Source organism: Dokdonella sp., assembly GCF_049593775.1.
Taxonomy (GTDB): Bacteria; Pseudomonadota; Gammaproteobacteria; order Xanthomonadales; family Rhodanobacteraceae; genus Dokdonella.
The window spans coordinates 1-1,755 of the sequence record NZ_JBAWHJ010000444.1; the positions used below are offsets into that span (position 1 = coordinate 1).

Annotated in this window: 2 protein-coding genes; both read right to left on the reverse strand. The window is 59.4% G+C overall.

Annotated features, from left to right (window positions below):
* On the reverse strand, positions 1-185 hold a 185-nt coding region (locus WBP53_RS15395; protein WP_423930490.1), incomplete at its 3' end, for a hypothetical protein.
* Between the two features lie 117 nt (positions 186-302).
* Entirely contained in the window at positions 303-1,685 is a 1,383-nt protein-coding gene (locus WBP53_RS15400) for a DUF1329 domain-containing protein (RefSeq protein WP_423930492.1), read from the reverse strand.
* Positions 1,686-1,755 lie beyond the last annotated feature (70 nt).

Here is a 1,755-nt window from a genome sequence, read left to right on the forward strand (position 1 = left end):
AACTTGTCCCCGAGGGGCGTGATGTCCAGCATCATGGCCTCGCTGGCAAGCGGCATGATTTCGGCGGGTTGATCGAGTGGGTCGGCAGCGAGGTTGGCAGAATTCTGCGCATGGACTGACAGGGCCATCGACAGCGCCGTCAGCGCCAGGGATGCGGCCGCGAGGCCCGGAATTAAGCGCTGCATGCGGATTACCTGTGCTTGGCGGGCGACCTTGTCTGGCGGCCCCGATTGTCCAACATCTTGTCCGTCATGCAGCCAACCTCCTGCGCGGGAGGTTGGCTGCAAAACGATGGTGCCTGACTATTGCTTGCCGCGCTGACGCAATGACTGCGGAGAGAACATCGCCTGCGTGGTCTGGAACGAGAAGTCATACATCTCGTCCAGATTGTCGAGACCGACCGAAATGTAGCGGCCCGACTTCAGATCATGGGCATCTTCAAGCGTCGACCAGAACACCGGCACATCGTAATAGTTGATGCTGGGTGCTTCGGCATAGCGCCAGAGTTCGAGCTGGGCGTCGTAGTGGTCGACGGTCAGGATCTGCCAGCTGTCTTCATCCAGATAGAACGTGCGCTTTGGATTGATGTGGCGCATGCCGGGCCGCAGGGTGGCCTCGACGATATAGACCCGGTGCAACTCATAGCGCAGGTAGTCCGGATCGATGTAGCCGGGCTGAAGCAGGTCCTCGACCTTGGTGTCGGAACTGTGCGCCTTGTACGAGTTGTACGGGACATACATCTCGCGCTTGCCGATGAGCTTGTACGAGAATCGATCCAGCGAACCGTTGAACATGTCGGTCATGTCCGTGGTGCGCAGGTTGTCGGCCGCGGTTCCGGGATTGTCATAGGCGATGTTCGGCGCACGACGCACGCGACGCTGACCCGGATTGTAGACCCATGCCTGGCGCGGACCGATTTCCGAATTCAGGGTCTCGTGGACGAGCAGGATCTGGCCGGCGAGTCGCGGCGGCGAAATCACTTCCTGGAAGAAATAGATCAGGATGTTGTTGATTTCCTCGAGCGTGGCGCCCTGCCGATAGTAAAGGCCGAGCAGCTCTTCCTTGATCTTGACGAGCACATACTTGCCACTTGCCGTAACTGGCGCCTGGGTGGACCAGCGTCGTGCCGACACGCCCTTGTACTTGAGCTTGTGATTCCAGATTGCCTGTGGTCCGGCAATCATCGGGTCGCTGCTCAGAATCGGGAACGGAATGCCTTCGGCGACGTTGGTAACGCCATCGCCTTTCTCGCCGCCGACCAGTTCACCGGTGGTGGCATTCTTGATCGTCATTTCGTAGGTGCGCTGCGGATTCGAAGCCGAACGGCGGGTCGGATAGACGATCATCCTCCAGTCAGGGTACTTGGCGAACATGGCTTGCTGTCCGACTGACAGCTTGTCGCCGTACTCCTTGTAGTTTTGCGCCGTGATCGTGAACAGCGGCTTGTCGGCAGCAAATGGATCGAGGTGGTGCATGCCCACCTTGTATCCGGCCGGGGGCTCAGTGATGCCTCCTGTCCATGCCGGGATTGTGCCATCGGCGTTGCCCGCACGTTCCGCACCCATCGGTGTCAACGGTGTTCCGGTAACGCCGAGCTTGCTCGCTTCCTCGGCACTGACCTTGGCGACCGCGGCATTGGCCACCAGCGCGCTGGCGATAACAATGGCGAGTCCTGCAGTTTTCATGATTCTCATTGGTCGTACCCTCAGAACTGGTAGCGGGCCGCGATCTGGACGAAATCGCGATCGTTGATCA